The following is a 26397-nucleotide window of genomic DNA, read 5'->3' as shown; positions in this document are numbered from 1 at the left end:
ACGCAGCTGAGGGTATCCTCAATAGTGATGAAGCAAGAATCAACGACGCACGCCAGCAATGCGATGTCAGCAAAATTCGCTGAGCCGGTGGCAGACTACCTGGAGTACCTGCAACGCGAACGCGGCCGCAGCACTAATACCCTGCGAGCCTACGAAGTGGATTTGCGGAACCTCGGCCAGTTCTTGCTCCACCATGCGCAGGATCCGAGCCTCAAGCAGATTTCAGTTGATACGCTCCGCGATTGGTTGGCACAGCTTCATGAATCGCAGATTTCCCGCACCACCTTGGCCCGCAGGATCTCTGCGGTGAAGAGCTTCTTCGCGTGGGCGCTGAAGCATCAGCTGATCGACGCGGACCCTGCCCTGCGGCTGGCCGCGCCCAGGAAGGAACGGCGTCTTCCGCATGTTTTGCAACCAAGCCAGATCGACCGCTTGCTCTCCGAAACAGCCCAGCCGCCTGCTGGAAAAGAAGTCAGCGAGAGCAAGCCGGAACCTGCCCCCGATGCCAAGAGCCAGGCCGTAGCGGCACGCGATAAAGTCATCGCCGAGTTGCTGTACGCATCCGGCCTGCGTATCAGCGAGCTCGTGGCCTTGGACGTTGACGACATCGACTTCGAACGACGCACCGTCAAGGTTCTCGGCAAGGGCAACAAGGAACGGGTTGTTCCGTTTGGCAAGCCCGCAGAGCGCGTGATCATCGGGTGGATTCGGTCGCATCGCAAGGTCCTGGCCCGCCAGGAAGCTCAAGGCGCTTTGCTCGTAGGGGTGCGCGGTGCGCGTTTGAATGTACGCCAGGCACGCGAGGTCATTTCCAAGGCCTTGCAATCGCTGGGGGATACCGCTGCCAGCGGCCCGCACGCGTTAAGGCACACCGTAGCCACGCATCTGCTGGATGGCGGCGCAGATTTGCGTGCCGTCCAGGAATTCCTCGGGCATGCTTCGCTGGCAACAACCCAGCTATATACTCACGTTTCGGTTGACCGATTGAGGCAAAGCTACCGCCAAGCCCATCCGCGAGCCTGACTATTTGGTACCAATCTGCAAAAATAGCCTTTCTGGGTGGCGAAAGGCCTCTTCATCGGGCAAAATGGAAGTATCGGCGGCGATGGCACCGGAACGATGTTGACGTAGGGGAAGACGATCAACACCGCAACGGAGGATGGCATGTCTGCACCGATGTCCAGAGGCGTGATTTATATTCATTCCGCCCCTGCAGCGCTATGCCCACATCTGGAATGGGCAATCGGGTCCGTGCTCGGTACTCCAGTAAAAATGGAGTGGACCGAACAGCACGTCGCACCCGGATTTTGTCGCGCCGAAATCGAGTGGGTAGGTACGCAAGGTACCGGCGCTTTGCTGACCAGTGAGATGCATGGTTGGCAGCACCTTCGTTTCGAAATCACCGAAGACCCAAGCCCGGGTGCCGACGGCAGCCGTTGGTCCGTGACCCCTGATCTTGGCATCTTCCACGCCACCGTTGATTGCGCTGGCAACGTCATGGTCAGCGAAGAACGCATCCGGTGGGCCTATGAAAAAGGCGACGGCAATCCCTCGGTCTTCTACCAGGAGATGTCCATCGCTCTCGGCGAGCCTTGGGATGAAGAACTTGAACCCTTCCGTCACGCAGGCGAAGACGCGCCTGTTCGATGGCTCAACCAGGTGGTTTAGCAACTGGTTATCTAGTCCCTGAGTGACTTATCAACAAACACTCAGATACAACCCCGATGGTGCGGGGTTGTTACCCAAAAGAAGTGGGATCCCATGCCGGGGATCCCACTTCTTGCTTTAAAAACTGCGGTTGTGGAGAAGTGCCGAAGCGCAGTGCTATGCTCGATGGCGATGAAGACCAGTCAGGCCGCATGCGGCCACTCCCGGAACGGCAAACTGGTCGTTCCCTGATCCGCGGCCCTCCCGTGCCAGATGCATTCCACCAAAGAACAGCACATCTGAACCACGAAAGGGAGACATGACCGCACAGTTCAACCACACCATCATCGCTTCACTCGACCCGCAACGCATGGCAAAGTTCTATCTTGAGCTGCTCGAAGCCCGCGCGGAATCAAGCTGGGGACCATTTACCAACATCAGCCTGGCCCACGGGGTGCTGCTTCAATTCGCTGCACCACTGATGGACTTCCCAGCGCAGCACTATGCCTACCTGCTCGATGACGAGCATTTCGACCGCGCCTACGCGACTATCCGCGAGGGGAAAATGGAGCATTGGGCCGATCCCCAACGGCAGCTGCCAGGGCAGATTAATCATGAACACGGCGGCCGGGGAGTCTATCTGCTTGATCCTTCCGGGCACTACCTGGAATTGATCACCCGGCCTTACCTGCCCGCAGCCAGCTAGGACCAGCTAGCGCTGAACCTTGAACACGTTCTTCTGGATACCGTTGGAGTAGACCTGCGAATCAATGAGGGCCAGCTTCTGCGCGTCCAGGCTCGCGTCGCTGAAAAGGCGCTTGCCTGCACCAAGCAAAACCGGGAAGACCAGCAGGTTGTACTGGTCGATGAGCTGATGTTCTTGCAGCGAGTGGACCATCGTTGCCGATCCATGGATACTGATCGGGCCGCCGTCGCCGGCTCGAAGCCGCGCCACATCGGCGACCGAGCGCAAGATCGCAGTCTCGCCCCAGTTCCCGGCCAAGTCCTTCTCCCGCAAGGTAGTGGAGAGCACGTACTTGGGCATCGCGTTGTACTGCGGGAACTGCTCGGTCATCGAGGGCCACACCGCGCAGAAGGCCTCGTAGCTGTGCCGGCCCAAGAGCATGGCGCTGGCTTCTTCTTGCTCGGCGCCCTTCAGTTCGTAGGCGGCGGGGTCGAACTCGACCGAGTTCATCGTCCAGCCTGAATTGCGGTAGCCGGGTTCGCCGCCCGGGGCTTGGACGACACCGTCCAAGGAGACGAAGGAAGTGGCGATCAGGGTGCGCATGGGAAGGGATCCTTTGCTCGTGGCAAGTACCGTCAGTTGCCTCCGACATGAGGCGGTACTTGAGCTTAACGAACATGTCAGGACCGAAGCAATGGCTCTGAGCCAATTCTTTCGGGGTTAAAGACCACCGGGCTGGTTGAAGAGTAATCTTCAACTAGCCCAGTGGCGCGCTCGCCTGCAGCTGCCGGAACGGCTAGACGCTGCGGATGGCGACCACGGCGTTATGGCCGCCGAAGCCGAAGGAGTTATTCAGCGCAACGATGGAGCCCTCTGCAGGCAGCTGCGCAGGCTGGCCGGTGACGACCTTCAACGGGATCTCTGGATCCTGGTTGTCCAGGTTAATGGTCACCGGGGCCTTGCGGTTGTAGATGGCCAGTGCGCACAGCACGGACTCCACGGCACCGGAAGCGCCCAGCAGGTGGCCCATCTGTGACTTGGTCGCGGATACCCACACGTTCTCGAGGTGATCGCCCAGGGCGTTCTTCAGCGCAGCGTATTCCGGCTTGTCGCCAACTGGGGTGGAGGTTGCGTGGGCGTTCACATGGACCACGTCCTCTGGCTGGATGCGGCCATCGAACATGGCAGCCTTCAGCGCACGGGTTGCACCCATGCCTTCTGGATCCGGTGCGGTGATGTGGTGCGCATCGGAGGTGACCGAGGAGCCTGCCAGCTCGGCGTAGATGCGTGCGCCGCGGGCGATTGCATGCTCTTCGGCTTCCAGTACCAGCGCGCCAGCGCCCTCGCCCATGACAAAGCCATCACGGTCGGTGTCGTAGGGACGCGAAGCCTTGGTCGGATCATCGTTGCGGCGGGAGAGTGCATGCATGGACGCGAAGGCGGCCATCGGCATGGGGTGGATCGCGGCTTCTGCGCCACCGACCATGACCACATCGGCCTTGCCCGAACGGATCAGTTCCAGGCCAACGTGCATCGCTTCGGTACCCGAAGCGCAAGCCGAAACCGGGGTATGCGCGCCACCGGCGGCACCCAGGTCCAGCGACACGGCAGCTGCTGGGCCGTTAGGCATCAGCATTGGCACGGTCATGGGCAGGACGCGGCGTGGGCCCTTTTCACGCAGGGTGTCCCAGGCGTTGAGCAGGGTCCAGACGCCGCCGATGCCGGTAGCGAAGGCAACGGCCAGCTTGTTCTGGTCCATCTCTTCCTTGACCAGGCCTGAGTCGGCCCAGGCTTCACGGGCCGCAACCACAGCGAACTGGGTCGATGGGTCCATGCGCTTGGTCTCCGGGCGGGAGAGTACCTCGGTCGGCTGCACAGCAGCGCGGGCGGCGAAGGTGACCGGCAGGTCGTATTCCTTAACCCAGTCATCTTCCAGGGTTACGGCGCCGGAGACGCCCTTGAGGGCGTTTGCCCATAGGGTGGGGACATCCCCGCCGATTGGGGTGGTGGCTCCGAGACCGGTGATCACTACTTTGCGCGCCATCATCAAACTCTCTACTGTGCGAATAAGAACTGTGCTTGGAAATTCAGGGGGCCGGCTTGACGTACCGGCCGGTGTGCGCGGCTTGCCCGCACAACGGTGTGGCGAAAAAACGCCGGGAAGCTTAGGCCTGTGCCGCAGCGATGAAGTTGACGGCGTCGCCGACGGTCTTCAGGTTCTTGACCTCTTCGTCAGGGATCTTGACCTCGAACTTTTCCTCAGCCTCAACGACGATGGTCATCATCGAGATCGAGTCGATGTCCAGGTCCTCGGTGAAGGACTTGTCCATCTGCACGTCTGCTTCGTCCAGGCCGGTCTCGGAGTTGACGATTTCGGCGAGGCCCGCCAGGATTTCTTCGTTGCTAGCCATGGATGGCTCCTTTTCTTCTTAGCCGGAGGACTCCGGTCATTTTTGTGGCTGGGCGCAGATCCTGTTTCCAGGAACCGGTTCCAGCCGGCTTAATGAAACTTTGGTGGCGCATCAAGAATGCGCGGCACGTTTCGTCGGTTTAAAGCTTAGGCCAGAGACGCGCTCGGCGGACGCAACATGACGTTCCCGGCGTGCACAATCTGTGAACGGCGCAAAAGCCTAGTTGGCGGTGTGCTCGGCGATGAACGCCTTGGCAGCTTCCAGATCCGCTGGACTCTTCACCGCCAGGGTCTTCACGCCCTTGAGCCCGCGGCGGGCCAATCCCACCAGGGTTCCGGCCGGTGCCAGTTCCAGCACACCGGTCACGCCAGCTTCGGCCAGCGTCTGCATGCACAGGTCCCAGCGGACCGGACGCGATACCTGGGCGACCAGCGAATCGAGGTTCGCCTGGCCATCGGCTACGGCCTTGCCGTCGAAGTTCGAGAGCAGGGTTTCCGCTGGTTCCTTCGGGGTGATGGTTCCGGCCAGTTCCTCCAGGATGCCAACTGCGGGCTGCATGTGCGCGGTATGGAATGCGCCGGCAACCTTCAGGGGGATCACGCGAGCCTTGGCCGGCGGGTTCTCGCCCAGGGCCGCGAGCTGCTCCATGGTTCCTGCGGCCACAATCTGGCCGCCGCCATTGGCGTTGGCCGGGGTCAGGCCCAGTTCGTCGAGCATGGCCAGGACCTCATCCGGGTCGCCGCCGAGCACTGCTGCCATGCCGGTCGGAGTCGCCGCAGCGGCTTCGGCCATGGCGTTGGCGCGGACCTTCACGAAATTCATGGCGTCAGCTTCGTCCAGCGCGCCGGCCAGGGCCGACGCGGTGATCTCGCCAACCGAGTGGCCGGCCACAACGGCGCCTGCCGGCAGCGAGCTGCCAAAGAGCGCACGGGCGGTGACCAGGCCGGCAGCGACGATCAGCGGCTGGGCGACGGCGGTGTCCTTGATGGTCTCTTCATCGGAGGTGGTGCCGTGGGCGGTGAGGTCGCGCTCGGTGATCGAGCTGAGCGCCTGCAAATGCTCGGGCACGCCATCGACGTCGAGCCATTCGGTGAGGAAACCTGGGGTCTGGGAGCCCTGTCCGGGGCAAACGATTGCTAACACTCTTACAGCTTTCCAAATGTTGGGAGCTTTTGGCGCTTCATTTGAGTACCAAGCTCGTGGTGACTGTTTGTAGGATCTCTACAAAAGCCTAGCGTATCCAGAAGCTGAATTCCGCTGTAATGCGCGATCAACTCGGAATTATCGGTGTCGGGAGCTCGACGCTCTTTGGTTGAAGCCTACAAGTTCGATTCGTGGAGCCGTCCGAAAAGCAGCGCGGTTTGCAGGACGAAGGCATCCCGGGGAACCAGTGGATCCCAACCGGTCACTTCGCTGACCCGCTTGAGCCGGTAGCGCACCGTGTTTGCATGGACAAACAGTTCCCGGGCGGTGCCTTCGAGCGAGTGGCCGAGCGCCAAGTAGCTGGAGAGCGTTTCAGCCAGGCCATTGGAGGCCTGCTGCAGCGGAATGTAGACCTGGTCCACCAGCGCCGTGCGGGCCAATTCATCGCCGTTGCAGGCGCGTTCTGGCCACAGGTCATCGGCACCGACCGGATTCGGCGCTTGCGGCCAGGCCTTGGCAGCGCTGAATCCCGCCACGGCTGCCACCGCGGCGTGGTGCATTTCCTTCACCGTCGGAGCCATGGGGGAGTAGACCAGCGGGCCGGGCCCGAAGAACCGGGTCAGCCGGCTCAGATCCGCTTCTTCGAATTTGGTGTCCGAAAGCATCAGCACCGAGCGGTCGCCGAGCACGCCCACCAGCGAATCGCGCGAGTAGCGGATGGCAATACGGCGCAGGGCCGAGACGAAGGTGGCCGGGTTGGACGAAGGGGTGGTGCCCACCAGGATGCGGATATTCTTCTGCGACTTCCAGCCAATGGCCGCAATGCGCGAGGAGAGCGAGTCGTGGGCCTCGCCGTGCAGCACCGCGTCGACCACGTGGGCCTCCAAGCGCGAGTCCCAGGCGCCGCGGGTTTCGGCGGCGCGGGCATAGACATCGGCGGCGGCGAAAGCGACCTCGCGCGAATAGCGCAGCACCGCTTCGCGCAGGGCTGCCTGCTCATGCTCGGCGGCGATGTCGGGCACCTGGGATTCGACCACTTCCACGATGGTGCGCAACAGGCCCAAGGCCTTCTGCAGGGAGATGGATCGGGTCAGCTCCGTGGGAGCGGCGCCGAAGACGTCGGTCACCACCCAGGACGGGGTGGAGGAGGGATCCTCGTACCAGGTAACGAAGGTGGAGATGCCCTTCTGGGCGATCAGTCCCAAGGCGGCGCGCTCATTGGGCGCCAGCGATCGGTACCAGGGCAGTTGCTGGTCCAGGTACTTCAGCGCGGTGGTGGACAGGACGCCAATATGGCTTTTGAGTCGCTTGAGCGTTTCACTGCTGGGTGCCTGGGATCGGCTGGGACGGTTCTTCGGAGCTGCGGCGGCATCCATTTCAGGACTCATGGGTTCCAGCTTAGTTTCTTTTCTTCCCCCGCGCCCGGCACAGCAGGTAAAGGTGAGATTAAATGAGCCAGCTGCCCGGCAACGAGGAAAACCTCGTCATCGGGCAGCTGCTCAATGCGGCGCCGGAGCAAGCTCCGGGCACCTGGACCCTGGGGCCTAGGCGTCGCCGCCAGCGTTGCCGGACTGGCCGGCGTTGGCGTTGTTCAGGTCGTACTTGGCGTGCGCCTTCACTGCGGTGTCCGCAGGGATTTCGCCACGCTCAACCAGCGACTGCAAGGTCTGCACGACCAGCGAGTGCGCATCGATCTTGAAGAAGCGGCGGGCCGCGGCACGGGTGTCCGAGAAGCCGAACCCGTCCGCGCCCAGGGTGTGGAATTCACCTGGCACGTACGGGCGCAGCTGCTCGGGCACGGCGCGCATGTAGTCGGTGGTCGCGATGACTGGGCCCGGGGTGGACTCCAGCTTCGAGGTCACGTACGGGGTGCGGCGCGGCTTCGATGGATCCACGAGCACGTCGGCGTCGGCGCGCTGGCCGTCGCGGGCCAGTTCGTTCCACGAGGTGACCGACCAGACATCAGCCGAAACGCCCCACTCCTCGGCCAGGATGGCCTGGGCTTCCAGCGCCCATGGCACGGCCACGCCCGAGGCCAGCAGCTGTGCGCGCGGGCCGTCGGTGGTAGCTTCCTTGAGCAGGTGGATGCCCTTGATGATGCCTTCGATGTCAACGTTCTCCGGCTCAGCTGGCTGGCTGATCGGCTCGTTGTACACGGTCAGGTAGTACATCACGTTCGGATCGGCGTGGGTTCCGCCGTACATGCGTTCCAGGCCGGAGCGCATGATGTGGCCGATTTCGTAGCCGTAGGCCGGATCGTAGGTGATCACAGCAGGGTTGGTCGAGGCCAGGATTGGCGAGTGGCCATCTGCGTGCTGCAGGCCTTCACCGGTCAGGGTGGTGCGGCCGGCGGTAGCGCCGATGATGAAGCCACGGGTCATCTGGTCCCCGGCTGCCCAGAACTGGTCGCCGGTGCGCTGGAAGCCGAACATCGAGTAGAACACGTAGATCGGGATCAGCGGTTCATCGTGGGTCGAGTAGCTGGTGCCGGCAGCGGTGAAGGCTGCGACGGCGCCGGCCTCGTTGATGCCCGGGTGGATCAGCTGGCCCTGAGGAGATTCCTTGTAGGCCAGGACCAGATCGCGGTCCACGGACAGGTAGTTCTGGCCGCCCGGGTTGTAGATCTTCGCGGTCGGGAAGAACGAGTCCATGCCGAAGGTACGGGACTCATCTGGCACGATCGGCACGATGCGGTGGCCGAATTCCTTGTCGCGCATCAGGTCCTTGAGCAGGCGCACGAAGGCCATGGTGGTGGCCGCCTGCTGCTTGCCCGAACCGCGCTTGGCGATCGCGTAGGTCTTCTCGCCTGGCAGGGCCAGCTTCTTCGAAGCTTCCTGGCGGCGGGTAGGCACCGAACCGCCCAGGGCCTCGCGGCGCTCCATCATGTACTTGTACTCAGCCGAATCCTCGGTTGGGCGGTAGTACGGAGGAGTGTAGAGGTCCGCTTCGAGCTGCTCGTCGGTGATAGGGATGCGCAGGTGATCACGGAACTTCTTCAAGTCCTCCATGGTCAGCTTCTTCATCTGGTGGGTCGCGTTGCGAGCCTCGAAGTGCGAACCCAGGCCGTAGCCCTTGACGGTCTTGGCCAAGATGACGGTCGGCTTGCCCTTGAACTCCGCAGCAGCCTTGTAGGCGGCGTAGACCTTGTGGTAATCGTGGCCGCCACGCTTCAGGTTCCAGATCTCGTCGTCGCTCATGTCGGCAACCAATTCCTTGGTTTCCGGACGCTGGCCGAAGAAGTGCTCGCGAACGAATGCGCCGGACTCAGCCTTGTAGGTCTGGTAGTCGCCATCCGGGGTCTGGTTCATGATGTCAACCAGCGCGTTGGTCTTGTCTGCTTCGAGCAGGGCATCCCACTCGCGGCCCCAAGCAACCTTGATGACATTCCAGCCGGCACCGCGGAAGAAGGCTTCCAGTTCCTGCATGATCTTGCCATTGCCGCGAACCGGGCCGTCAAGGCGCTGCAGGTTGCAGTTGATGACGAAGTTCAGATTGTCCAGCTTTTCGTTGGCGGCCAGCTGCAGGAAGCCGCGCGACTCCGGCTCGTCCATTTCGCCGTCGCCCAGGAAGGCCCAGACCTGCTGGTCCGAGGTGTCCTTGATGCCGCGGTTCTGCAGGTAGCGGTTCAGCTGCGCCTGGTAGATGGCGTTAGCTGGGCCGATGCCCATCGAGACGGTTGGGAATTCCCAGAAGTCAGGCAGGGAACGCGGGTGAGGGTAGGAAGGAAGCGCGTGGCCTTCCTTCGACTTTTCCTGGCGGAACCCGTCCATGTCCTCTTCGGACAGGCGGCCTTCGAGGAATGCGCGGGCGTACATGCCTGGCGAGGCGTGGCCCTGGAAGAAGACCTGGTCGCCGCCGCCTGGGTGGTTCTTGCCGCGGAAGAAGTGGTTGAAACCTACTTCATACAGGGTCGCTGCACCGGCATAGGTGGAGATGTGCCCGCCAACGCCGATATGAGGGTTCTGGGCGCGGTGCACCATGATGGCGGCATTCCAGCGCATGAAGGCGCGGTAGCGGCGCTCGATGGCCTCGTCGCCCGGGAATTCTGGTTCCTGGTCCACAGGAATGGTGTTCACGTAGTCGGTGGTGGTCACGTGCGGCACGCCCACGGACTGGGCACCTGCACGCTGCAGCAGCGAGCGGATAATGAACTGGGCACGCTCGGTGCCCTGGGTCTCTACGAGGGAGTCAAACGAGTCCATCCATTCCTGAGTTTCCTCAGGATCCCGATCGGACAGCTGGTAAGTCAACCCGCTACGGATCTGGGAGATGTGTTCCTCTACAGCCACGGAAGCTCCTTGATTGAATTGCGGCTCCGACGCTGTGCAGTTTTGCGCTGCGGTGCATCGGTATTGGGACAACGGGTGCAGTAGCACTGGAATGATGTGCACTGCCGGTTCATATGCAACTCTAGTGTTAAACGATCCAGTTTTGTGGCGCGTTTTCCAGCAAAAACCGGTTTAAATCAGATATTTGAAGTGACTTGCGCAACTTGGTACGGGAGCTAACTTCCCGATGGCCATGTCAATATGGTGCGGGTCACTGGAATGTGGGTTATATTTGTTCGGCGTGTTATCGCTGTAGCGCTTGAACGGAGCGGCAAAACCGTGTTTCGTTGGTAGTAACGCTTTGCACCAGCAGGAGGAATGAAGTGAGCGACGCCGTATCGGCAAACTTGGAGCCCGCCAAAAAATTGGGCTTCGCTAATGAAGACCTTATTCAGGAACTGGGTTACGACGATGACGTGGACTACGATCTGCGCGAATCGATCGAGGACCTGATTGGTTCAGAGCTGCTCACCGAAGAGGACCATGACGTTGTCGACGCAGTCATTTTCTGGTGGCGCGACGGCGATGGAGATCTAGTTGACGCATTGATGGACGCGCTGAACTGCTTGGACGAGAGTGGCATCGTTTGGCTGCTTACTCCTAAGCAGGGCCGCGAGGGACATGTATCCCCAGCACTTATCCAGCAGGAGGCGCCAACCGCTGGCCTGCATGTAACTACTAGTGAAGGCGTTTCGGAGGATTGGTCCGCAATCCGCCTCGCCCCGCGTAAGAAGAACTAATGATTCAAACAGGTTCACGCCTGTTCGACTTCTCGCTGGAAAATCAGTACGGCGAAACGATAACCAGTACCGGGCTGTCTAGCGGCCGGGTGCTGGTTGTCTTTTATCCCTGGGCATTTTCGCGGGTATGCGGGTCGGAACTGGCAACACTCCAAGATCACTACGAATTCTTCACGCAGCACCAGGTGCGCATCGTGGCCATTTCGGTGGACCATAAATTCACCCTGCGCAACTATGCGCAGTCGCTTGGCTTGGACTTCGAGCTGCTGGCCGATTTTTGGCCTCATGGGGCGGTGGCGCAACAGGCCGACGCCTTTGACCCTGAGCGTGGGGTCGCGGCCAGATTGACGCTGTACCTGGTTGACGGTGAAGTGCGCGATATTTTCCGCAGCGAGATGACGCAGCCAAGAAGCATTGATGATTACAAGGCGGCAGTGGAACGCGCCGTTTAGCGTGCCGATATGGGCTGTGCTCCAGTTCACGAAAAAATTCGGCTCACCGATTTGCCCGGACGCAGAAACCTGTGTAGAGTTATTCCTCGTTGGCTTGCAAAAGCGAACATGGTAAGGGCCTTTAGCTCAGCTGGTAGAGCGTCACGTTTACACCGTGAATGTCATCGGTTCGATCCCGGTAGGGCCCACCAAATAAGAATCCTCGATCCATTCGGATCGGGGATTTTTTGTCTCCTTGAGGCGATTTTTCCACTCGGGCAAGTCCTGCGGTGCCCATAGTGCCGGCTTCATGGAATATTTGATCCTCGATGACGCTGGACTCCTGGCATTGTCGTCCGAAGCCAGCGTGGCTGAGCCGGTGGCCCTTGCGCGGCACCGGAGGGTGCTTCGAATCTGCGAACCCGGTACAGCGATCTGGTATCGCTGTTTTCCAATGCCCCGTGGAGGGTGGCGGCGTCGTCTTCGATCACCGCTTCTTGGTACGTGCTATCGCTCATCGAGCTGCTTCGCTTCCACCTGCGGGGCAAGTCCGCAGATCCAGGCGCCTCGTGTTCTTCCGCGCTGGACTGAGCTCGCGCCTCGGTGGCGCTGGTCCCAGTGGTGCAGCGTGGAATAAGCAGGTGTGGGGGCGATGCTGGCGATTGCGGATTACCCGTGCATGCGAACAGCCTCGAACTTGCCGGCAACGCCAGTGGAGAGTATGTTCCAAGATCAGGCGATGTGGTGACGCTCGGCACTCTTTTATGAAAACCTCCATTTCAATTTGCCAAGTCAGTTCGGGATGCATTAGATTATTACTTGTTGCAGCGAAGGACTGAAGGAAAGAAACTTCCCGATTTCACACACTGCAGGAGGGCCTTTAGCTCAGCTGGTAGAGCGTCACGTTTACACCGTGAATGTCATCGGTTCGATCCCGGTAGGGCCCACCAAAACGAAGACCGCTTCAATCACTCTGGAAAGAGTGATTGAAGCGGTCTTCTTCGTATTCCCGGCCGGCGCCAGCCAATCGCCGAATGCCAGCGAAAGTGCGAAACTGGATGCATGACTGCACCAGAAGAAAACCTTTGGCTCGCCACCGTTCGCAAGAACCCGGACCACTCGCAGAATTTTGCCCAGCGCTGGCGCACGCTTGCCGCCGAAGGCCAGGATATTTTCGGGGAAGCTCGCGCCGTTGACGCGATGGTTGCCCGGGGCAGCAGAATTCTGGATGCCGGATGCGGGACCGGGCGGATCGGCGGCTGGCTTTCCGAGCAAGGGCACCAAGTGGTTGGCGTGGACCTCGACCCGCATTTAATCGATGTTGCCCGGGCAGATTACCCCAAAGCCCAATGGCAGGTCGGCAATCTGGCTGACTTCACCATCGCTGACGCAGCGGGGGAGAACCAGGAATTCGACCTGATAGTTTCTGCCGGCAATGTCGTCACCTTCCTCTCCGAGTCCGAACGCCGCCCGGCGCTGCAGCAACTGCGCGGGCATCTGGCGGCAGACGGGCGCATGATCATCGGCTTCGGCTCGGGACGCGGCTACGGGTTCGATGACTTCGAGGCCGACGCTTTGGAGGCGGGGCTGGCACTGCAGCAACGCTATTCGACCTGGAACTTCCATTTGCCTGCCGCCGATTTCCTGGTGGCCGTGCTCGGGCGCAAATAGCGCCAAGCGCAAACCGAGCGCTGCAGGAAAAATCCACTTCGCTTCCATGCGACGTGCAATTGCTCTTGAAAGGCCTCTGGCCTGCGGCTTCTGCCGTGGGTCGAAAACGGCGGGGTGCGATTAGGCGCAGCTGCCAGAATGCGCCTCTTGCGGTAAGCCGTCGTTAGCGCTATCTTGAACTTTGTAATGCAAAGTGGTTTTCATCACGTACTGCTTTGCGGCTCGGAGGCGGTGATCGCCGAAGGAGGCAGTGCGCCATGGACAACACGAACAGCAATGACATCGACCCGGCTCGCATTCTGCGTGGAATCGAATCGGATGCACAGCAAGCCCGCGAGGGCATGAGCCCGAACCAGCAACTGCTGTTCTCCATCTGGGGCGGTGCCTGGATCATTGCCTTCCTCGGGCTCTACTTGGCACTCGCGCCGCAGGGCTCGCCGCTGCTGCCGCCGGCGGTTGGCATCGGCACCGCAGTTGCCTCATTCCTCATCGCGATCGTGACTTCCGGCGTGCATTCGGCCAAGCGCGGTTCGGGGACCAAAGGTCCGTCGATGGCGCAAGGGGCGATCTACGGCAACACTTTCAGTCTGGGCATGATCATCACCGCCTTGCTCGGTTGGCGGCTGCATGCCGACGGGCTGAGCTCAATGGGCATGGCGACTTTTGCCCTCACCGGCCTGTGCCTGGTGATCGGCGTGCTCGTGGTTGCCGGCTCGGTGCTCTTCAACGACCGGGCCCAGCTGGTCTTCGGGTCCTGGATCCTGGCTATTGCCCTGCTCTCACTGGCCGCGCCGGCACCGCATAACCTCTTGGCCGGTGCAGTTGGCGGGCTGGGATTCATCGTGCTGGGCCTGCTGCACGGCAGCAAGCCGGAACTGGTCTCAGGAGCCTTGATCCGGGGTGGGCATGCAGGAGCTTGACCCGCTGATCCACGCCCAGGCACGGCTGAGGACCGTCACGGTCCTGGACACCTTGCGGGCCGGGGACAGCATCTCGTTTCCCAAGCTGCAGGGCCTGCTGTCGATGACCTCGGGTAATCTGGCAACGCATTTGCGCAAGCTGGAAGACGGTGACTACGTGAAGGTGGACAAGATCCTGGAGGGGCGCTGCCCAGTGACCTACATTGCCTTGACCCGCGCTGGGCGAACCGCCTTCGAAGAGTACAAGGAACAGCTTCGCGCACTGCTGGATGCGGTGTGATCGCCGGACGAACGTGCAAGGATACACGCAATTGCGCAGCCGGGGAGGAACCGGGAAAATCTGCCAGCTAATGCAGAGGCCCGGGACAGGTGAATCATCTGCGCGGCCCATTAGGCTGGAGAAGGTACGCTATCGAATCAACTGCAGAAGGAGATTTTCCAATGGGCCTAGGCGATAAGATCCAGAATAAGGCGCAAGAAGTTTCGGGCAAGGCCAAGAAATCCGTAGGCGATGCGACCGGCAATGAACGCCTGCAGGCTGAAGGCGTTAAGGACCAAGCCGCTGCGAAAGCCAAACAGGCCGGCGAGTCAGTCAAGGATGCGGCCAAGGACGTACGCGACGGCCTGGACAAGTAGCAACAGGCACGCAGGAGCTTAAACGGCAAAGGTGCCCGCGAATTCCGCGGGCACCTTTGCCGTTTCTGCATGGAACGCACTCGGGGCTACTTGGCCTTGAGCCTCCACAATGAAGTGACTTCCTTCGAACGGGCCGCATGCAGCACGTCCTGGGCATCCTGTGCGCGGTGGTGCCTTGGCGCGGTGTCGATCTTGTCGATGACTTCAAGGCCTGCCGCCTCGATGGCCTCCAGCAGCAGCGCGCGGGTACGCAAGCCCAGCAGCTCGGCGAGATCCGAGATGATCAGCCATCCTTCGCCGTTCTCGGTCAGGTGACCGGGCAATCCGCGCAGGAACTGCATCAGCATCTTGCTCTCGGGATCGTAAATAGCCGCGTCCAGGGTGCTCGGCGCGCTGCCCGGAAGCCACGGGGGATTGCACACGACCAGCGGGGCCCGGCCTTCGGGGAACATGCTGGTCAGTTGCGCACGGGCGGCACCGGAAATGCCCAAGCGCGCGAAGTTGTCGTTGGCGCAGTCCACCGCACGCTGGTGGATATCGGTGCCGATGACCTGCTTGACTCCGCGGCGGGCCAGCACGGCCGAGAGCACTCCGGTTCCGGTGCCGATGTCGAAAGCCAGCGAGAGGTCCTCCAGCGGAGCCACCGCCACCAAATCCACATATTCCTGGCGGGTGGGCATGAACGTCCCGTAGGCCGGGTGGATTTTCGCTCCCAGGGCCGGAACGTCCACACCCTTCAGGAACCACTGGTGGGCACTGAGCATGCCAGCTAGTTCCTGCAGGCTGGCCACAGCCCGGTGACCTGCCAGGTCCGCGGCCTGCTCGTAGCCGAATGCCACCGCCGGACCGACGATCGGCGCCCGGGGCAAGTCCAGGACGGCCAGGCCGTCCTCGGCCTGGAAATCCAAGGGAACCAGGATCAGCGACAGCATCCGCGAACGCTGGGCCCGGGCCTGCCGGATGGCGTAGAACTTCTGCGCATCATCCAGGACCTTTTTCTTGGCCTTCGCGCTGCTGGCCTTGGCCGCGTTGGCGGCCGCCATGCGCCGGTCCATGGCGGCAAGCAGCTGCTTGGCGTTGTGGAAGTCGCCGGTCCACAGCATGGCCGTGCCGCGGGCCGCGTGGCGCATGGCCGCATCCGCGCTCAAGCGGTCATCGGCCACCACGATGTGTGCTGGTGCCCGGCGGGAATTGGCGGACAGCCAGATGGCTGTGGTGCTGGTTCCTTCGTGGTCCCAGGAAACGGTCACAGGGGCGGTGGCGGAATGGGAAGCGATGGGATGGCCCTGTCGATCAGCGTTGCTCAAGCGCATGGCAACCGCGCATGAGCTGTTCTGTTGCGAGGGGCTGGAGTTCCAATTCTACCGGTCCCGGCCAGGCTAGCTGGGCCGGTGCCTGGCGACCAGCTGTTCGAGGATCCTTATCACTGGAATCGAGCTGTCCGTTTCGGCTGCCAGCTGCCGGGCAATTCGCCGGGCGCCATCGGCCAGGTCCTCATTGGCCAGGACTCCGGTAATTGAGGACGCGAGCCGCTGCGCAGTCAAGTGCTTGTAGGCAATGGGCTCGGCAGCCGCGCCGAGCCGGTGGATGCGCTGGGCCCAGAACGGCTGGTCGGTGAAGACCGGAACCGGAACTGCGGGGACGCCTGCCCGCAGGCCAGCGGCCGTGGTGCCGGCCCCGGCATGGTGCACGACGGCTGCCATCTGCGGAAACAGCCAGTGGTGCGGTACCGCGCCGATGCCCAGGATGCCAGGTTCGTCGATTTCCGGTTCCCCTTGCACGATAGTCCGTCTTCCGGTGCGCCGGGCAACATCCGTGATGAAGTCCGGTTCCAGCGCCTGCGTGCTGCCGAAGCCAATGAAGATTGGAGCCGGCCCCTCGTCGATGAAGTCGAGCAGCCGCTGCGACGGTGTCCATGCCGGATCGGCTGGCGGCCACCAGTACCCGCAATTGACGATCCCCTCATGCCAATCAGCGGACCGTGGAACGATAACTGAACTGAAGCCGTGGAGAATGGGGCTCCGGTGCTGGCGGCGAAGGCGTTCGGAGGCAATACGGCTGCGCGCGGGCAATCCCAGGGATTCGCGTACCCGCTTTGCTGGGAGGTCGTAGGGCGCCTTGGAAGCGGCGAAGAGCTGGCCGAGCAGCTTGTTGCCCAGTGGCCCGAAGCTGCGCGATGCACCCAAAGCCATGGGCGAGTACGCTGCACTGGGTTCAATGGGTTGCAGGTGCGCGCCGATCGCGGGGATGCCCATGGCCTCGGCCACGTCGTAGGCATAGGGTGCTACCGCATTGGTCATGATGATATCGGCACCTCGCTCGGCTGCGGCCATCGTTCCGGTAGCTGCCAGTTCGAAATAGTCCCGGAGCTCCCGGAGGTACCGGCGCAGATCCTTGGGGCTGGCCTTAGCGCCCGGAGCTGCCGGCTTGACCAAGGCGCCCATGTCGCCGGGGAGCTCCCGGAATCGGCAGCCTGCGGAAACCGCAAGGTCCTTGTATGCCGGGTTTGCCGCAATGGATACATCGAAACCATGGAGCGCCAGCTTCTGGCCGAGGCCGGCCATCGGCGCGACATCGCCTCGTGTTCCCGGTGCGATCATCAGCAAGCGCATGGTTCCTCCTGTAGAGTTAAATGCGAACAGTGTTCGCGGTTAACTATACAGCCAGAGCACGGCGCGTGACGCGCCCTGCGGGAAAGGACGGGCGATGACCGGCAACCAGCCTCGCACCGGGCCCAGGCCCCGGCACTCCCGGGCCAAGATCGCCCAGGCGGCGATCGCGCTGGCCGATGAAGAAGGCATGGGAGCGGTATCCATCAGAGCCGTAGCTGCAAAGATCGGAGCAGGAGCCGCCTCCCTGTACCGTTACGTTGAGTCCCATGAGGAGCTCACCGGCCTTATGGTTGAGCAGATCAGCGCCGAATATGAACTGGAATCGCTGGCCGGTTCGGCTGCCCAGCAGCTGCTCGGCCTGGCCACCCAGGGCCTGCAGATCATGCGCAGGCATCCCTGGGTGCCCTCGCTGGCCATGGGCAAGGCGTCCATGGGGCCGAACGCCTTGGCCTACCTGGAACGTGGATTAGCGGCCCTGGAAGGCAGCGGGCTGGAGGCAGGGGCCAAGCTGCATTGCCTGGCGATGCTCAACGCCATCACCGCAGCATTCGCGCTCAATGAGCAAAGCCAGCAGCGGCCCGAAGACCCGGCGGCGCTGTTCGCCCAGCTGGAAACAGGCCGCTACCCCCACCTGTCGGCCGCGCTGGGCCAAGCGGCAAGGCCCGTGGACCAGCAAGAGGCCTTCGTGAACGCGATCATGCACTATCTGCGTGGTGCCGGTGTTATTCCCAACTAGCCAGTGGCCATTCTTTGACATCTTCTAGGTGGTGCGGGAGCAATATGGAAACATGAATCCATAGCATCATCGCCTAGAACCAGGAGCTGAAATGCCCGCGCCCAGCGAAGCAAGCATGAAAGAAATCCACGAGCTCATCGCCGTGGACACCACTAGCCGCGACAGCAACCTTGCGCTGATCGGGAATGTCGTGAAGAAGCTGGACGCCTATGGCATCAGCTCCCAGCTGATCCACAACGAAGAGGGCACCAAGGCCAACCTGCTGGCCACCATCCCCGCCGCCGATGGAACCCGCACCGGCGGCATTGTGCTTTCCGGGCACACCGACGTGGTGCCAGTGGACGGGCAGAAATGGAGCAGCGATCCATTCGACGCCCAGGTGCGCGCAGACAAGCTCTATGGCCGCGGCACCTGCGACATGAAGGGCTTCCTCGGGGTGATCCTGGCCAAGCTGGACCAGTTCACCGGCGCAGAACTTGCCGAACCAATCCATCTGGCGCTGTCCTATGACGAAGAAGTCGGCTGCGTCGGCGCGGTGTCGCTGGTGCAGAGAATTGTTGACGAGAAGCTGGCGCCTCGCGGATGCTTCGTGGGGGAGCCATCGAGCATGCGGGCGATCCGCGGCCACAAGTCGATGAACGTTTTCCGCGCCGAATTCAACGGCGTCGCAGCGCACTCCTCGCTGCCTTCCGAGGGGGTCAACGCAATTTCCTATGCGCTGCGCTTCGCGAATTTCGTCGAGGAGGTTTCGACCGAGCTGCGCAACCATGGCCCGCGCGATGAAGCATTCATCGAACCGACCACCACCATGAACGTGAACAAGTTCGACGGCGGCATCGCGGTGAACACCATTCCCTCGCAGGCGGTGGTGTTCTTCGAGTACCGCTCGCTCGCGGTGGTGGACCGCGAGGCGCTGACCGCGCGCTTGCGCGAAGAAGCGGCCAAGCTGGAAGCCCAGATGCGCGAGCAGAACCCGAGCTGCTCCGTGGAGTTCTCCCAGCAGGCGGGCGCTCCGGGACTGGATACCGCTGCGGAGGAAGGGATTGTGTCCTTCGCGGCCGCCTGCGGCGCCATTGCCACCGATGAAAAGGTCACCTATGGCACGGAGGCCGGGCTGTTCGCCGCGGCCGGCATCCCCACCGTGGTGTGCGGTCCTGGCGATATCGCCCAGGCCCACGCTCCGGACGAATACATCGAGCTGGAGCAGATCGTGGCGTGCGAGAACTTCATCGATTCGCTGATTGCGCAGGTCAGCTCGTGAGCGCAGAGGTGAAGGCGACACCCGAGCAGATCGTCAAAGCCCGCAAGGCGGTCATTTCCAGTTCCATTGGCGCGGCGCTGGAATGGTTCGACATCATTGTCTATGCCACCTTCGCGACCACCATTGCAAAGGTGTTCTATCCGGAATCGGACGGCACGTTCGCGCTGATTCTCACCTTCGCCACCTTCGCGATTTCCTACCTGATACGCCCCCTGGGCGGCATGGTGCTGGGCAGCTACGCCGACCGCAAGGGACGCAAGAACGCGCTGACGCTCACGCTGGGCCTGATGATGCTCGGTACGCTGATCATGGCCGTGGCGCCGCCCTATGAGGTGGCGGGCGTAGCCGGTGCCTTGATCATCCTGCTCTCGCGCATGATCCAGGGCTTCTCTGCCGGTGGCGAGTTCGGCACGGCCACTGCATTCCTGATCGAAACCGCACCGCACAAGAAGGCGTTCTACTCTTCGTGGCAGGTCGCCAGCCAGGGTGCATCCATGCTGCTGGCTTCTGCCTTCGGCTACTTCCTGACCACCGGCCTGAGCCCGGAAGCCCTGGAGAGCTGGGGCTGGCGCGTGCCGTTCTTCGTTGGCCTGCTGATCGGGCCGGTAGGCCTGTACATCCGCGCCAAGCTGGATGAAACCGACGAGTTCGTTTCCGCCGCCAAGGAGAAATCGCCACTGGGCACGCTGTTCACCCAGCACTACGGCCGCCTGCTGGCCGCGGCGGCTACCATTGGCGTGGCCACGATTTCGGTGTACATGATCCTGTACATGCCGACCTTCGCCGTCACGAACCTGAAGATCCCTGCCGACGCGGCCTTCCTGGGCGGCATCTCGGCGGGCATCATCACGTTGTGCGGCGTCCCGCTGGTGGGCCATCTGGCCGACCGCATTGGCCCGGCCCGGGTGATGACCTACGCCGCGGTCGCGGCGTTCGTGCTGGCCTATCCGCTGTTCAAGCTGATGACGTCGAACCCGAGCGTGATCGTGATGGTGATCGTGATCGCGGTTCTCGGCGTGATCATGTCCTTCTACTTCGGTCCGCTGCCGGCGTTGCTCTCCAACCTCTTCCCGGCTGCCATCCGTGGTTCGGGCCTGTCGGTGGCCTACAACGTGGGCGTGACCCTTTTGGGCGGAATTGCCCCGCTGGTACTGACTTGGTTGCTGGACCTGACCGGGTCGCTGGATGCACCGAGCCTGTACTACATGGCAATCGCCGTGATTTCGCTGATCGGCCTTGTGGTCGTGCGAAAGCGCTACGGCCAGCGCTAGTCCAGCCTGGGATTCAGCCAAAGATCGCCGCAAGCTTCCTCGTGGAGCTTGCGGCGATCGCTTTTTCCAGCGGGTGCGCCCTTACAGAGCCACCAGAAGCACAGCCGTCCAGTGGCACAGGAAGGCCATGACGGTGCAGGCATGGAAGAGCTCGTGGAATCCGAAAATGCTCGGCAGCGGATTTGGCCGCTTCGTGGCGTAGAAAACCGCGCCGATCGTGTAGGCCAAGCCGCCAGCGAGAATCAGGATCATCACCGCGGGGTTCGCGGCCCAGAACGCTGGCAACTGCATCAATGCGCCCCACCCGAGCAGGATGTAGAGGCTGACTCCAACCCAGCGGGGTGCCGCGGGCCAGAATGACTTGATGGCAATGCCGGCCAGTGCACCGGCCCAGATGACGGACAGCACGATGATCGCCTGCGGACCGGGCAAGGTCAATGCTGCTACCGGAGTGTAGGTGCCGGCAATGAGCAGGAAGATGTTCGCATGGTCGGCCCGGCGGAAGAGCCCCATGACCTTGTCGGTCCAGTTGCCACGATGGTAAAGCGCCGAGGTGCCAAAGAGCAGGATCGAGCAGAGCGCGAAGACCGCGGTGGTCCATTCCGCCAAGCGTCCGTTGGCCAGTACGACCAGCACCAGGCTCATGATGATAATGCCCGGGGTGGACCAGGCATGGATCAGCCCGCGCCAGCGAGTACGCTCGGTGCCGATGTGCGCGAAGGTTCGCCCGGCTCGGCCTTTGCCTGCAGATGGTAGCGGTGCGGTAGCCATGGGTCTCCTTAACGTCGTGCGCGGGCACTGGGCCCATCATCGAACTATACGATAATCGGCTGTCAGCGTGCTGTGGGGTCATCGCGATTAATCCCGATTAGGATTCGAATATGGCAGATGACCAAGAAATTACCGACCACCTGAAGACTATTGCTCAACTCAATGAGCCCGGAGAAGTGCTGGCCAATGATTCACCGTTCATCTCCGTGCGCAACCCTGACTGGTTCGAAGAAGTGGCCCCGGGCTCGTGGAAGGCGATCGGGGAACGCGACCAGTTGCATCGGCGGTTGATCGACCAGGAACTGCGGGCAGCGGGCGGCGCCCAAGCGCAGCGCCAGGCTGTTGTGCTTGCCGGAGCTCCGGGAGCCGGCAAGAGCAGCCTGCTGCGCGAACTGCTTGGCGGTCATGAAGATGACTATGTGGTGATCGATGCCGATGAATTCAAGGCGAATCTGATGCGCGAAGCGCAAGACGACGGAACCTACGAAGGATTCTTCAAGCCTCGGGAAGTCAAAGAGCGCGAGCAGCGCGGTGAGCAGTTCTTCCCGATGGACATGGCGAGCCTGGTGCATGAGGAATCTTCCATGCTCAGCGAGAACCTGCGTGCCGCATGCTTCGAGCAAGGACTGAATGTCGTCATTGACAAGGTCCTTGCGTCCGAGGATTCAGCGCAGAAGCTGGCAGCTCAGCTGCAGGAGGCCGGATACGAGATTCAGATCGTGGAGGCGTACGCGCCGCAGGATGTCTCGGAAGAACGGATCGTTGAACGCTGGGAAAAGCAGCAGGAAGCTTCCCTGGATGGCGACGACAACCTTGGTGCACGCTGGGTTCCCGAAGGATTTACCGATATGGTCTTCGACGCCCCGGGCCAGCGGTCCCGGCCAGCCGCCGTGGCCCAGATGTTCGCACGCAACTGCCCCTCGGTACTCAGCTTCAAGGTGTTCCATACCGCGCTTGGGGAAGCCTCGGACACGGACGGGAGCCTTCTGCTTTTCGAATTGCGCAGGGAATCCGTGGGCTCTGAGCTGCTGCGGGTGAAGTAGCCAAGACAAGAGAAAAACCCGCCGAGCAGCAGTTGGTACTGCTGCTCGGCGGGAATTCAAGATCCGCAGGACAATGGTCCCTCGGGAGGTGCCTTAGGCCCGTCGTTTGGTGATGAAGCCCCAAATGACCAAGACGATCAGGGCGCCACCGATGGCAAGAAGCCAACTTGAGATCGAGAAGAACTCATCCACGCCCTCACCGAAGATAGCACTTCCGATCCAGCCTCCGAGTAGGGCGCCTACGACGCCGAGAATCAGGGTAGCGATCCAGCCGCCACCTTGCTTGCCGGGCAGAATGGCCTTTGCGATCGCTCCGGCAATCAAGCCCAAAACTATCCATCCAATGAATCCCATGATTCGCTCCAATGGTCAGACTGTGCAGTGGTCGGGTTCGATCCACTTAAAAACCGAGAGTACATGGCATTGAGCTGGGGTTCTACAACGACCTCGAAGAAATTCAGCATTTTCAAAGGCTAGGTTCAAGCCATGCTTGAACCTCGGGCCAATTGATCCGGGAATTCCCCATCTGGCCACATGTTTTGCAGAATCTTCCTGGTGAACCAGGTGCAACCTGTTGACAGCGTCCGCCGCCGCTCCTACTCTAGTTAAATCATACTTTATGACTTTGGCTACAACATAAGTCATATATTAGGTTCACGTACGACGGAGTAAATGGATGAGTGAACAGGTCCCGCCCCTTGTTGTAATGGGTGTCTCGGGCAGCGGCAAGACCACCATCGGAAAGATGCTGGCTGATCAGCTGCATCATGAATTCATTGATGGCGACAACCTGCACCCCAAGGCCAACAAGGAAAAAATGGCCGGCGGACAGTCTCTGGATGACGCTGACCGCGAGCCGTGGCTGCAGCTGATCGGCGCCAAACTGGCCGAAAGCAATCGGCACCAAGCGCCGCTGGTTATTGCCTGTTCTGCACTCAAGCGAAGCTACCGGGATCTCATCCTCAGCTTGGAGCCAGCAACGATTTTCATCCACCTCACCGGTGTCCCGACGCTGATACGGGACCGGATGAACGCGCGTTCGCATGAGTACATGCCCACCAGCCTGCTTGACAGCCAGCTGGCCACGCTTGAGGCTCCCGATGCGGACGAGCCGGTGCTCAGCGCCGATATTGCCGATAGCCCCGAGGACATCGTTCGACAGCTGATCGCCAAACTGTCCTAGTGCAGTGCGCCGACAGCAATCCACAGACCACCTATGGCATAAGCCTCCCATTGATCAAGGATGACAATGACAACTGAGCTTGAACTGAACTGGACGTTAAGTACGCCCGGGCTCCTGACGCTGGCGGTCGCGGCGGTAGCGCTGCTGCTGGTGCTGATTATCCGCTTCCGCGTCCACGCGTTCCTCGCACTGGTGCTCACCAGCTTGCTGACCGCGGTCGCTTCCGGCATCCCGGCTGAATCGGTCATCACGACGCTGACCGGAGGCTTCGGATCCACCTTGGCCAGTGTGGCCCTGCTGGTCGGCCTTGGCGCAATGCTCGGACGCATGCTGGAAACCAGTGGCGGCGCCGATGTGATGACCAACTGGCTGATCTCCAAGTTCGGCGAGAAGCGCGCGCCGCTGGCACTGTCAGTTGCCTCGCTGCTCTTCGGCTTCCCGATCTTCTTCGATGCCGGGCTGGTAGTCATGCTGCCGATCATCTTCACCGTGGCCCGCCGCTTGGGCGGCTCGCTGCTGCTCTACGCCATCCCATCGGCCACCGCATTCTCGGTGATGCACGTCTTCGTTCCGCCGCACCCGGGCCCTGTGGCCGCCTCCGGCCTGCTGGAAGCCAACGTCGGGCTCGTGCTGGTGCTCGGCCTGGTCGTCGCGATTCCAACCTGGTTCGTTGCAGGCCATCTCTTTGGAAAGTTTGTCGGCAAGAAGTTCAACATCCCGGTACCGAATATCCTGGATGCGGCACTGGGCAACGGCGCATCTAAGGACGAGTTCAAGTCCTCTCCTTCCGTGGGCACGGTGTTCAGCCTGCTGCTGCTCCCGCTGTTGCTGATCTTCATGAACACGGGGCTGAATATGCTCGGCTCAGCCGGCGTCGTGGACCCGGAAACCTCCTGGGTGCGCTGGCTGCGCCTGCTGGGTGAAACTCCGGTGGCCCTGCTGATCACTGTGCTGCTGGGAATGTTCCTTCTGGGCTTCCGCAAGGGCAAGGATAAGACCTTGACCGAGACCATCGTGGACTCCGCGCTGGGCCCGGTCTGCTCGATCATCCTGATCACCGGCGCTGGTGGCATGTTCGGCGGAGTGCTGCGTGCCAGCGGCATCGGCAACGCCATTGCCACCTCGCTTGAATCGGTGGGCATGCCGCTGATCGTCGCCGGCTTCCTGATCGCGGCCATCGTCCGACTGGCCCAGGGCTCGGCAACAGTGGCGCTGACCACTGCGGCGGCCATTGTCCAGCCGGCGGTGCTGGCGGATGCCTCGCTGACCGCATTCCAGGTCGCCGCCATGGTGCTCGCGCTGGCAGCAGGCTCGGTCTTCGCCGGCCACGTCAACGACTCGGGCTTCTGGCTGATCTCGCGCTTCCTGGACATCGATGTGCCAACCACCTTGAAGGTATGGACCGTTGGCCAGGCGCTGGTATCGGTGGTCGGCTTCGCCTGCGTCATGGTGCTCTACGGTTTGGCGAGCGCGCTGGCCTAAAAAGGGGCAGCGAGCAGGACAAAAAATCCGCCGGGGCAGCGATGCAGTGGACTGGTCCCCGGAAGTTGGACTAACTAAATAGTAAGCCAGCCTCAGGCTGCAAGGGCATAGCGCCGATATTCCATCGGTGCCATGCCCTTCAGCCGTTCTTGGCGTCGTTTCAAGTTGTACCAGCCGATATGCGCTTCAAGCACTGCAGCCAGTTCGTCAACACTCTCAAAGCGCTCACCATAGAACGCCTCAGTCTTCAGCTGGCCGAAGAAGTTCTCCATGACCGCGTTGTCATAGCAGTTGCCCTTGCGAGACATGGACTGCACCGCACCATGCTCTGCAAGCAGCTTCCTCCACGAGGAATGCTGATAATGCAGTCCCTGATCGGTGTGCACCAGCAGCTTCTTGTTGAACTGGCGATTGCCCAACGCCGTCTCCAAGCTCCGAGCAGTGAATGCTGTGGTTGGCGAGGTTGAAAACGTATAGCTGAGGATGCTGCGGTCTAATAAGTCCATCACTGGCGAGAGATAGAGTTTGCATCCTGCCACGGCGAACTCGGTCACGTCACTGACGTACACCGTATCCGGCTGAGCAACGTCGAACTGGCGGTCCAGCAGGTTCGGTGCTGTCCTTCCAGTATCGCCCTGGTAGGAACTGTATTTCTTCCGGCGCCGCACCTTGGACTTCAACCCCAGTTCCTTCATGAGCTTGAGGACCAGTTTCTTGCTGACCGTCCATCCCTGGGCTTGCAGGTCCAGCCTGACCTTCCGGTATCCGTAGCAGGCTTTACTTTCCTTGAAGGAATCGGCGATGTTCGATTTGAGATCAGCATGCTTATCCGGCTTGTCCAGGCACTTGAGCTGGTAGTAGTAGGTTGATCTGGCTAGGCCGGCTACGCTGAGCAGGTCATCGAGGTCGTGCTTTGACTTGAGGGTGACGATCGCCTGGGTTTTCAGGCGCGTCCCTGCTCCCTTAAGTCCCGCAATTTTTTCAGGTAGGCCACCTCGGCGAGCAGGCGTTTGTTCTCCCGGCGGAGCTTCTCTTCTTCGCTTAATGGTTTGGGTTTGGCGGTGCCTTTGGGTCGTCCTTTGGGCTTGGGCATGAGTGCTTCGTCTCCGCCTTGGCGCCATGCTCGTACCCATACCTTCACCAGGTCCTTTGAGCTGAGGTGGAATTCGGCTGCGAGATCCATGCCAGTTTCACCGGCGAGGTGCCGCTGGACGACTTCCTTCTTGGTCTCAAAGGAATGCGCAGTCTTGGTTGGCTTTTCCATGAGACAAAGCCTGCCATGTAATCGCCATCGATTGTAAAGCCTCTCGGTGGCGTCGTAGCCAACGTTTAGTCGGTTGGATGCGGCGGTCGCCCCCAGGCCTGCTTCGAAGAGTTCAACGAGCCGTTCTCGTTGGTTCTCGGTTAATGTGCTGCGTGCGCGCAT

Annotated in this window: 25 protein-coding genes, 2 tRNA genes and 1 pseudogene; 17 read left to right on the top strand and 11 right to left on the bottom strand. The window is 61.5% G+C overall.

Annotated features, from left to right (window positions below; translation table 11 throughout):
• The first annotated feature begins 27 nt into the window (after nucleotides 1–27).
• The 3 genes from ACIOU9_RS05655 to ACIOU9_RS05645 all read left to right on the top strand — a co-directional run bounded on the left by ACIOU9_RS05655 (nucleotide 28) and on the right by ACIOU9_RS05645 (nucleotide 2353).
• Nucleotides 28–1023: a tyrosine recombinase XerC gene (locus ACIOU9_RS05655; RefSeq protein WP_133833433.1), complete on the top strand. Its 996-nt coding sequence runs from the start codon at nucleotides 28–30 to the stop codon at nucleotides 1021–1023.
• A gap of 141 nt (nucleotides 1024–1164) precedes the next feature.
• Nucleotides 1165–1668 carry a DUF3145 domain-containing protein gene (locus ACIOU9_RS05650; protein ID WP_105657742.1) on the top strand — a complete coding sequence of 168 codons (504 nt, stop codon included), beginning with the start codon at nucleotides 1165–1167 and terminating at the stop codon, nucleotides 1666–1668.
• Between the two features lie 298 nt (nucleotides 1669–1966).
• Nucleotides 1967–2353, top strand: coding sequence for a VOC family protein (locus tag ACIOU9_RS05645; protein WP_402696229.1), 387 nt, complete (start codon nucleotides 1967–1969; stop codon nucleotides 2351–2353).
• Between the two features lie 6 nt (nucleotides 2354–2359).
• On the opposite strand, the gene ACIOU9_RS05640 is transcribed toward ACIOU9_RS05645, so the two are convergent.
• The 6 genes from ACIOU9_RS05640 to aceE all read right to left on the bottom strand — a co-directional run bounded on the left by ACIOU9_RS05640 (nucleotide 2360) and on the right by aceE (nucleotide 10175).
• Complete coding sequence (locus tag ACIOU9_RS05640) at nucleotides 2360–2935, bottom strand: dihydrofolate reductase family protein (RefSeq protein ID WP_105657744.1); 576 nt, start codon at nucleotides 2933–2935, stop codon at nucleotides 2360–2362.
• A 193-nt stretch (nucleotides 2936–3128) separates the two neighbouring features.
• Nucleotides 3129–4376, bottom strand: coding sequence for a beta-ketoacyl-ACP synthase II (fabF, locus tag ACIOU9_RS05635; RefSeq protein ID WP_105657745.1), 1248 nt, complete (start codon nucleotides 4374–4376; stop codon nucleotides 3129–3131).
• Nucleotides 4377–4497: 121 nt separating this feature from the next.
• Nucleotides 4498–4743, bottom strand: coding sequence for an acyl carrier protein (locus ACIOU9_RS05630; RefSeq protein ID WP_105657746.1), 246 nt, complete (start codon nucleotides 4741–4743; stop codon nucleotides 4498–4500).
• Nucleotides 4744–4962: 219 nt separating this feature from the next.
• Nucleotides 4963–5886 (bottom strand): ACP S-malonyltransferase, encoded by a 924-nt coding sequence (locus ACIOU9_RS05625; RefSeq protein ID WP_133833431.1) that lies wholly within the window; start codon nucleotides 5884–5886, stop codon nucleotides 4963–4965.
• Nucleotides 5887–6062: 176 nt separating this feature from the next.
• On the bottom strand, nucleotides 6063–7274 hold the full coding sequence (locus ACIOU9_RS05620; protein ID WP_105657748.1) for a CdaR family transcriptional regulator: 1212 nt from the start codon (nucleotides 7272–7274) through the stop codon (nucleotides 6063–6065).
• A gap of 156 nt (nucleotides 7275–7430) precedes the next feature.
• Complete coding sequence (gene aceE, locus ACIOU9_RS05615; protein WP_402696226.1) at nucleotides 7431–10175, bottom strand: pyruvate dehydrogenase (acetyl-transferring), homodimeric type; 2745 nt, start codon at nucleotides 10173–10175, stop codon at nucleotides 7431–7433.
• Nucleotides 10176–10537: 362 nt separating this feature from the next.
• Between aceE and ACIOU9_RS05610 the strand changes: the two genes are divergently transcribed.
• The 8 genes from ACIOU9_RS05610 (at nucleotide 10538) to ACIOU9_RS05575 (ending at nucleotide 14612) form a co-directional block, all read left to right on the top strand.
• Nucleotides 10538–10954: a DUF3052 domain-containing protein gene (locus ACIOU9_RS05610; RefSeq protein WP_105657750.1), complete on the top strand. Its 417-nt coding sequence runs from the start codon at nucleotides 10538–10540 to the stop codon at nucleotides 10952–10954.
• Entirely contained in the window at nucleotides 10954–11406 is a 453-nt protein-coding gene (locus ACIOU9_RS05605) for a redoxin domain-containing protein (RefSeq protein WP_402696224.1), read from the top strand. The genes ACIOU9_RS05610 and ACIOU9_RS05605 overlap by 1 nt, the downstream gene beginning before the upstream one ends.
• Before the next feature lie 115 nt (nucleotides 11407–11521).
• A tRNA-Val gene (locus ACIOU9_RS05600) sits at nucleotides 11522–11597 on the top strand.
• Between the two features lie 662 nt (nucleotides 11598–12259).
• Nucleotides 12260–12335, top strand: a tRNA-Val gene (locus tag ACIOU9_RS05595).
• A gap of 112 nt (nucleotides 12336–12447) precedes the next feature.
• The gene (locus ACIOU9_RS05590; protein WP_105657752.1) at nucleotides 12448–13056 is read left to right on the top strand and encodes a bifunctional 2-polyprenyl-6-hydroxyphenol methylase/3-demethylubiquinol 3-O-methyltransferase UbiG; all 609 of its coding nucleotides are present in this window, start codon (nucleotides 12448–12450) and stop codon (nucleotides 13054–13056) included.
• A gap of 257 nt (nucleotides 13057–13313) precedes the next feature.
• Nucleotides 13314–13976, top strand: coding sequence for a hypothetical protein (locus tag ACIOU9_RS05585; RefSeq protein ID WP_133833429.1), 663 nt, complete (start codon nucleotides 13314–13316; stop codon nucleotides 13974–13976).
• The gene (locus ACIOU9_RS05580; protein ID WP_133833428.1) at nucleotides 13963–14256 is read left to right on the top strand and encodes a transcriptional regulator; all 294 of its coding nucleotides are present in this window, start codon (nucleotides 13963–13965) and stop codon (nucleotides 14254–14256) included. Before ACIOU9_RS05585 ends, ACIOU9_RS05580 begins: the two co-directional genes overlap by 14 nt.
• Nucleotides 14257–14417: 161 nt before the next feature.
• Entirely contained in the window at nucleotides 14418–14612 is a 195-nt protein-coding gene (locus ACIOU9_RS05575) for a CsbD family protein (RefSeq protein ID WP_105657755.1), read from the top strand.
• Between the two features lie 86 nt (nucleotides 14613–14698).
• On the opposite strand, the gene ACIOU9_RS05570 is transcribed toward ACIOU9_RS05575, so the two are convergent.
• A complete protein-coding gene (locus ACIOU9_RS05570; protein ID WP_402696221.1) occupies nucleotides 14699–15925 on the bottom strand; it encodes a methyltransferase in 1227 nt (408 codons plus the stop codon).
• A gap of 66 nt (nucleotides 15926–15991) precedes the next feature.
• Nucleotides 15992–17224: a glycosyltransferase gene (locus ACIOU9_RS05565; RefSeq protein WP_133833426.1), complete on the bottom strand. Its 1233-nt coding sequence runs from the start codon at nucleotides 17222–17224 to the stop codon at nucleotides 15992–15994.
• Between the two features lie 94 nt (nucleotides 17225–17318).
• On the opposite strand from ACIOU9_RS05565, the gene ACIOU9_RS05560 reads away from it, so the two are divergent.
• The 3 genes from ACIOU9_RS05560 to ACIOU9_RS05550 all read left to right on the top strand — a co-directional run bounded on the left by ACIOU9_RS05560 (nucleotide 17319) and on the right by ACIOU9_RS05550 (nucleotide 20492).
• Nucleotides 17319–17960 (top strand): TetR/AcrR family transcriptional regulator, encoded by a 642-nt coding sequence (locus ACIOU9_RS05560; RefSeq protein WP_133833425.1) that lies wholly within the window; start codon nucleotides 17319–17321, stop codon nucleotides 17958–17960.
• A gap of 91 nt (nucleotides 17961–18051) precedes the next feature.
• Nucleotides 18052–19221, top strand: a complete 1170-nt coding sequence (gene argE, locus ACIOU9_RS05555) for an acetylornithine deacetylase (RefSeq protein WP_286172104.1) — start codon at nucleotides 18052–18054, stop codon at nucleotides 19219–19221.
• Nucleotides 19218–20492 carry an MFS transporter gene (locus ACIOU9_RS05550; protein ID WP_133833424.1) on the top strand — a complete coding sequence of 425 codons (1275 nt, stop codon included), beginning with the start codon at nucleotides 19218–19220 and terminating at the stop codon, nucleotides 20490–20492. The genes argE and ACIOU9_RS05550 overlap by 4 nt, the downstream gene beginning before the upstream one ends.
• Before the next feature lie 81 nt (nucleotides 20493–20573).
• Here ACIOU9_RS05550 and ACIOU9_RS05545 read toward each other — a convergent pair whose 3' ends face one another.
• Nucleotides 20574–21263 carry a hemolysin III family protein gene (locus ACIOU9_RS05545; RefSeq protein WP_181148856.1) on the bottom strand — a complete coding sequence of 230 codons (690 nt, stop codon included), beginning with the start codon at nucleotides 21261–21263 and terminating at the stop codon, nucleotides 20574–20576.
• Between the two features lie 110 nt (nucleotides 21264–21373).
• Here ACIOU9_RS05545 and ACIOU9_RS05540 point away from each other — a divergent pair, with 110 nt between their 5' ends.
• A complete protein-coding gene (locus tag ACIOU9_RS05540) occupies nucleotides 21374–22306 on the top strand; it encodes a zeta toxin family protein (protein WP_133833423.1) in 933 nt (310 codons plus the stop codon).
• A gap of 93 nt (nucleotides 22307–22399) precedes the next feature.
• On the opposite strand, the gene ACIOU9_RS05535 is transcribed toward ACIOU9_RS05540, so the two are convergent.
• Entirely contained in the window at nucleotides 22400–22660 is a 261-nt protein-coding gene (locus tag ACIOU9_RS05535; protein WP_105657761.1) for a GlsB/YeaQ/YmgE family stress response membrane protein, read from the bottom strand.
• A gap of 322 nt (nucleotides 22661–22982) precedes the next feature.
• Between ACIOU9_RS05535 and ACIOU9_RS05530 the strand changes: the two genes are divergently transcribed.
• On the top strand, nucleotides 22983–23489 hold the full coding sequence (locus ACIOU9_RS05530) for a gluconokinase (protein WP_105661221.1): 507 nt from the start codon (nucleotides 22983–22985) through the stop codon (nucleotides 23487–23489).
• A 66-nt stretch (nucleotides 23490–23555) separates the two neighbouring features.
• A complete protein-coding gene (locus ACIOU9_RS05525; protein ID WP_402696217.1) occupies nucleotides 23556–24971 on the top strand; it encodes a GntP family permease in 1416 nt (471 codons plus the stop codon).
• Nucleotides 24972–25063: 92 nt separating this feature from the next.
• On the opposite strand, the pseudogene ACIOU9_RS05520 reads toward ACIOU9_RS05525, so the two are convergent.
• A pseudogene (locus ACIOU9_RS05520) lies at nucleotides 25064–26297 on the bottom strand (IS3 family transposase).
• Nucleotides 26298–26397: the final 100 nt, after the last annotated feature.

The sequence above is a fragment of the Glutamicibacter sp. NPDC087583 genome, from assembly GCF_044743685.1.
GTDB lineage: Bacteria > Actinomycetota > Actinomycetes > Actinomycetales > Micrococcaceae > Glutamicibacter.
This window is presented reverse-complemented; position numbering and strand designations above follow the sequence as displayed.

Excerpts from the sequence above, each read along its gene's own strand:
- ACIOU9_RS05570 (WP_402696221.1), bottom strand. The coding sequence starts at position 15,925 with ATGCGCTTGAGCAACGCTGATCGACAGGGCCATCCCATCGCTTCCCAT.
- ACIOU9_RS05540 (WP_133833423.1), top strand. The coding sequence starts at position 21,374 with ATGGCAGATGACCAAGAAATTACCGACCACCTGAAGACTATTGCTCAA.
- ACIOU9_RS05525 (WP_402696217.1), top strand. The coding sequence starts at position 23,556 with ATGACAACTGAGCTTGAACTGAACTGGACGTTAAGTACGCCCGGGCTC.
- ACIOU9_RS05590 (WP_105657752.1), top strand. The coding sequence starts at position 12,448 with ATGACTGCACCAGAAGAAAACCTTTGGCTCGCCACCGTTCGCAAGAAC.
- ACIOU9_RS05655 (WP_133833433.1), top strand. The coding sequence starts at position 28 with ATGAAGCAAGAATCAACGACGCACGCCAGCAATGCGATGTCAGCAAAA.
- ACIOU9_RS05545 (WP_181148856.1), bottom strand. The coding sequence starts at position 21,263 with ATGGCTACCGCACCGCTACCATCTGCAGGCAAAGGCCGAGCCGGGCGA.
- ACIOU9_RS05565 (WP_133833426.1), bottom strand. The coding sequence starts at position 17,224 with ATGCGCTTGCTGATGATCGCACCGGGAACACGAGGCGATGTCGCGCCG.
- ACIOU9_RS05630 (WP_105657746.1), bottom strand. The coding sequence starts at position 4,743 with ATGGCTAGCAACGAAGAAATCCTGGCGGGCCTCGCCGAAATCGTCAAC.
- ACIOU9_RS05645 (WP_402696229.1), top strand. The coding sequence starts at position 1,967 with ATGACCGCACAGTTCAACCACACCATCATCGCTTCACTCGACCCGCAA.
- ACIOU9_RS05650 (WP_105657742.1), top strand. The coding sequence starts at position 1,165 with ATGTCTGCACCGATGTCCAGAGGCGTGATTTATATTCATTCCGCCCCT.
- ACIOU9_RS05585 (WP_133833429.1), top strand. The coding sequence starts at position 13,314 with ATGGACAACACGAACAGCAATGACATCGACCCGGCTCGCATTCTGCGT.
- ACIOU9_RS05620 (WP_105657748.1), bottom strand. The coding sequence starts at position 7,274 with ATGAGTCCTGAAATGGATGCCGCCGCAGCTCCGAAGAACCGTCCCAGC.
- ACIOU9_RS05640 (WP_105657744.1), bottom strand. The coding sequence starts at position 2,935 with ATGCGCACCCTGATCGCCACTTCCTTCGTCTCCTTGGACGGTGTCGTC.
- argE (WP_286172104.1), top strand. The coding sequence starts at position 18,052 with ATGCCCGCGCCCAGCGAAGCAAGCATGAAAGAAATCCACGAGCTCATC.
- ACIOU9_RS05530 (WP_105661221.1), top strand. The coding sequence starts at position 22,983 with ATGAGTGAACAGGTCCCGCCCCTTGTTGTAATGGGTGTCTCGGGCAGC.
- ACIOU9_RS05535 (WP_105657761.1), bottom strand. The coding sequence starts at position 22,660 with ATGGGATTCATTGGATGGATAGTTTTGGGCTTGATTGCCGGAGCGATC.
- ACIOU9_RS05580 (WP_133833428.1), top strand. The coding sequence starts at position 13,963 with ATGCAGGAGCTTGACCCGCTGATCCACGCCCAGGCACGGCTGAGGACC.
- fabF (WP_105657745.1), bottom strand. The coding sequence starts at position 4,376 with ATGGCGCGCAAAGTAGTGATCACCGGTCTCGGAGCCACCACCCCAATC.
- ACIOU9_RS05605 (WP_402696224.1), top strand. The coding sequence starts at position 10,954 with ATGATTCAAACAGGTTCACGCCTGTTCGACTTCTCGCTGGAAAATCAG.
- ACIOU9_RS05575 (WP_105657755.1), top strand. The coding sequence starts at position 14,418 with ATGGGCCTAGGCGATAAGATCCAGAATAAGGCGCAAGAAGTTTCGGGC.
- ACIOU9_RS05560 (WP_133833425.1), top strand. The coding sequence starts at position 17,319 with ATGACCGGCAACCAGCCTCGCACCGGGCCCAGGCCCCGGCACTCCCGG.